Consider the following 4,472-nt stretch of genomic DNA (forward strand, 5'->3'; position numbering starts at 1 on the left):
TGGTGATGCGGTCGGGAAACCAACATCAGTTTATCAATTTTGGGAGGTCTTTTTAATACCACGCTGGAAGCTCTTTTGAACCACCAGCACAGCAGGTGGTTTTCAAACATACAAAAAAAGCGATTAAAATCAAACGATTTTAATCACTGTCTTCTTTATGCTAGTTGCTCTTTTTCAAACTGACTATTATACAAATCGGCATAAAAACCTTTTTGCGCCATCAGTTCTTCGTGATTTCCTTGTTCAATGATATTTCCTTCTTTCATTACCAGGATCAAATCCGCATTGCGGATCGTTGATAAGCGATGGGCAATCACAAAGGAAGTCCGATTACTCATCAATTTGTCCATTGCGGCTTGAATTAATTCTTCTGTTCGCGTATCAACAGAGCTAGTAGCTTCATCTAGAATCAACATCGGAGCATCTTTGATAAGGGCTCGTGCAATCGTCATTAATTGTTTTTGCCCCACCGACAAACTAACACTATCATCCAAATACGTATCATAGCCTTTTGGAAGTGTTCGAATAAAATGATCGATCCCGACTGCTTTACAGGCATCAATAACTGTGTCATCAGCAACATGCTGTTGATTATAAATCAAATTTTCTTTGATCGTTCCTTCAAACATCCACGTATCTTGCAGTACCATACAAAATTGATCATGCACTTCTTCTCTAGTCATGTCTTTCGTAGAGACCCCATCGATCTTGATTACTCCACGATTTGTCTCGTAAAAACGCATCAACAGATTAACGATCGTGGTTTTCCCAGCACCAGTCGGACCAACAATAGCGATTTTCTGACCGGCTTTAGCATCCACGCTAAAATTATGGATGATTGTCTGAGCTTTGTCATAACCAAAGCTGACATTTTCAAAACGAACATTTCCTTCCGCGCTACGTATATGCGTCCCTTTTTTTGACTCATCAGCTAATTCTTCTTCAGCAAGAAATTCAAATACTCGGTTCATGGCCGCCCCTGCTGACTGTAGACTTGAAAAAGCCTGAGCTAACTGAGACAAAGGTTGTGAAAATAGACGAATGTAAACAGTAAAGGCGACGATGACTCCTAATGTGATATCCCCTCTCAACGCTAATACAGCCCCCACGACACAGACCGCTACATAGCCAAAATTCCCAATAAATCCCATCAACGGCTGCATGATTCCTGAAAGAAACTGTGCCTTCCACACACTACCGTAGAAATCTTGATTCATTTCTTTAAATTCATCTTTCATGTCTTTTTTTGCACTGTAGGCGCTAATCACCTGCTGGCCTGAATAAGCTTCTTCAGCAAAACCATTGATTTTAGCCAATTTTTGCTGTTGCTGATTAAAATGGACTTGAGATTTTGCCATAATAACTGCCATCAGCACAAAGCCCAATAAAACAGCAACGACTGAGGTGATCGTTAACAGCAAATTTGTCCGAAACATCATGACTAAACAACCGATAAACAAGGTGATAGATGGAAACAATGTACTTAAGCTTTGATTTAACGACTGACTAACTGTATCCAAGTCATTCGTCACCCGGCTCAAGGTGTCTCCTTGACTATGGGAATCAAAATAGTTCAATGGAACTGCATTGATTTTTTCAGATATCTGACGTCGCATTTGTTTAGAAAAACGTTGCGTGACAGTCGCTACAATAAATCCTTGGAAGTAGGAAAGAATTGACCCGATCCCATATAAAATGACCAATCCTAGACCAAGCTGACTGATTCGCGTGAGATTGATTGAACCACTTAAGCCTTGTGTAATCAAATCAGTGATTTCACTTAATCGATTCGGTCCAACGATTTGAGTGATACTGCCAATTGTCGCAAATACGATCGTCACGAGCAGCGGCCATTTATATTGGTTCAGAGCTTTAAAAACATTGTCTCTCAATGGATGTTCCTTCACTGGTGTGTGTGCATTTTCTAAAGTATTATCCATGTGCTAATTCCTCCTTCGACAGCTGAGAATACGCAATCTCTTGATAGACTGCATTTGATTCCAGTAATTCTTCATGGGTTCCCTGCCCAACGATATGTCCTTCATCTAAAACGATGATTTGATCGGCATCCATGATGGTGCTGATGCGTTGCGCCACAATAAGTTTAGTGGTGTCTGCCAATTTTTCTTTTAAAACTTCTCGTAATTTTTTATCCGTCTTATAATCCAGTGCCGAGAAGGAATCATCAAATAGTAAGATTTCTGGTTTACGGGCGATCACTCGCGCAATTGCCAGACGCTGCTTTTGGCCTCCTGAAAAATTACTACCATTTTGCGCAACGTGACTATTCAGTTTGTCTTCCTTTTCATTCACAAAATCACTGGCTTGAGCGATTGACAAGGCTTCTTCCATCTTTTCCTCATCTAACGGAGCATTGCTGCTGATTCCAAAGTCTAGGTTCGATTGGATCGTCCCGCTGAATAAAACAGGTTTTTGCGGAATATATCCGACAATGTCATTCAAATTCACATGGCTATAAGTATTGATCGGTTGCCCGTCAATTGAGATCGTGCCTTCACTGGTTTCATAAAAGCGCGGAATCAAATTCAAGATTGTACTTTTTCCGCTCCCGGTTGAACCGATAAATGCCACTGTGTCTCCTTGTCCTGCTTTAAAATTTATGTCATGAACGACTGGCTCAGAAGCATCGGGATAACGGAAGGTCACATGATCAAACTCAACAGTCCCTTTAATATCTGACTGCTTTTTCTCTCCCTCATTCGGAAATTCAACAGAGGATTCCTTATCTAAAACCTCATTGATCCGTTTGGCCGAAATCGTTGCCCGTGGCAAAATCATGAAGATCATCGACATCAAAACAAAACTCATGACCACCTGCATCGCATAGGAAGAAAACACGATCATATCACTGAACAAGGTCAGCTTCGCCATCCCCGCTGCTTGCTGAATCATATACGCGCCGATCCAATAAACCGCCAGTGTTAAACCGCTAGAGATCAAACTCATACCAGGGCTCATCAAAGCCATCACTCGGCCAGCAAACAAATTCGTCGAAGTTAGCTCTTGATTTGCCTCTTCAAATTTTTCTTCCTGATAACCTTCAGCATTGTACGCACGTACCACTCGTAGTCCGGTTAAATTTTCTCGTGTGATACTATTTACCTTATCTGTCAATTGCTGGACTTTTCGGAATCTTGGCTGCACAAGTGTTAGGATGACTGACAACATGATTAATAAGATCAGAACGGCTACGCCGGTAGTTGTCGTCCACTGCCAATTCTTGCCAGCGATTTTCAAAATCGCCCAAACGGCTGTGATCGGTCCCTTGATCAGCAATTGCAATCCCATCGCAACCACCTGTTGAATTTGCGTTAAATCATTCGTAGTCCGTGTGGTCAAGCTAGGGATCGAAAATTGCTGAATCTCATGCGTAGAATAATCCATCACCTTGCCAAACATGTCTTGGCGTACCCGGCAAGTTAAACTCGCCGCAATTTTGGCAGCGAACAAACCGACGATGGATGAAAAAACAAAGCTCATTAAAGATAATAAGACCATCCAGCCGCCAGGTTTTAAGATTTCACTGATAGCGGTATTCGGAGTTTGAAGCAGCGTCGTAATTTGCGACATATAATCTGGTACCTTTAAATCCATCCAGACTTGTCCAAGGATGAATAGGACACTCGCTAGTACCAGTAGTCGTTCTTTCGTATTTGTTCTTTTTATTAGTTGTATCATAGGGAACCTCCTTGTTCGATTCTCGTCGTACATCCGCCTGGAAAGGATTTACAAACAGATAGTGACATCTTTTTAAAATTAGCATGCTAACTATTTGCGGAAAATGAAATCTGACCGCTTCAACGGCCAGATTAGAGACGGGATTTCAAATTTTGTTTGAATTTTTCCATCGTTGCGGAAAACTGAGTCAGTTCTTCATCAGAAATACCTTGTTTCAAAATGTTTTCGATATTTTCGATTTGTTGCTCTACTTCGATCGTCGTCTGGATTGCCTTTTCCGTCACGATCAAGCGCTTCAACCGTTTATCCTTTTGAGAAGGCGCAGTGGTCAAAAAGCCATTTTTGATCATGCGATCCACTAGATTGCTGGCAGTTGGCTTCCGAATCGATAATTTTTCTTCCAAATCTTTTTGATAAATTTCTTTGTCGCGATTGTGAACCAAGTATCCCAAAGCAAAGCCTTGAGGTCCTCTAATATGTCCACCATCGCTCATTTTTTCAATATATCTGGCAATTAGCAGTGATAGCTCTCTGACCTCAAAACCAATTGATTCGGACTGATTCATGGGACTCTCTCCTTAAATAGTTATCATGCTAACTATCATAAATTGTTTTTTATTTTTTGTCAACCTATCTTATGTCTTCTTTTAAAAAGGCGGATTTTATAATGAACTTAGCCACTTAAGACAATAAAAAAACGTCATTGCCCAATTTCATGTATTATTGAAGTTCTCACACAATCAATAAAGGATGAACGGACAATGACGCAAATC

3 protein-coding genes are annotated in these 4,472 nt (G+C 40.9%); all 3 read right to left on the reverse strand.

Going from position 1 to position 4,472, the window contains the following annotated elements:
- Positions 1-155: 155 nt before the first annotated feature.
- The 3 genes from KQI58_RS22240 to KQI58_RS22250 all read right to left on the reverse strand — a co-directional run bounded on the left by KQI58_RS22240 (position 156) and on the right by KQI58_RS22250 (position 4,265).
- The gene (locus tag KQI58_RS22240) at positions 156-1,940 is read right to left on the reverse strand and encodes an ABC transporter ATP-binding protein (protein ID WP_216411116.1); all 1,785 of its coding nucleotides are present in this window, start codon (positions 1,938-1,940) and stop codon (positions 156-158) included.
- Positions 1,933-3,699: an ABC transporter ATP-binding protein gene (locus KQI58_RS22245; protein WP_216411117.1), complete on the reverse strand. Its 1,767-nt coding sequence runs from the start codon at positions 3,697-3,699 to the stop codon at positions 1,933-1,935. The genes KQI58_RS22240 and KQI58_RS22245 overlap by 8 nt, the downstream gene beginning before the upstream one ends.
- A gap of 131 nt (positions 3,700-3,830) precedes the next feature.
- Positions 3,831-4,265 (reverse strand): MarR family winged helix-turn-helix transcriptional regulator, encoded by a 435-nt coding sequence (locus KQI58_RS22250; protein ID WP_216411118.1) that lies wholly within the window; start codon positions 4,263-4,265, stop codon positions 3,831-3,833.
- Between the last annotated feature and the right edge of the window lie 207 nt (positions 4,266-4,472).

This window comes from Enterococcus raffinosus, from assembly GCF_018917525.1.
GTDB lineage: Bacteria > Bacillota > Bacilli > Lactobacillales > Enterococcaceae > Enterococcus_A > Enterococcus_A raffinosus_A.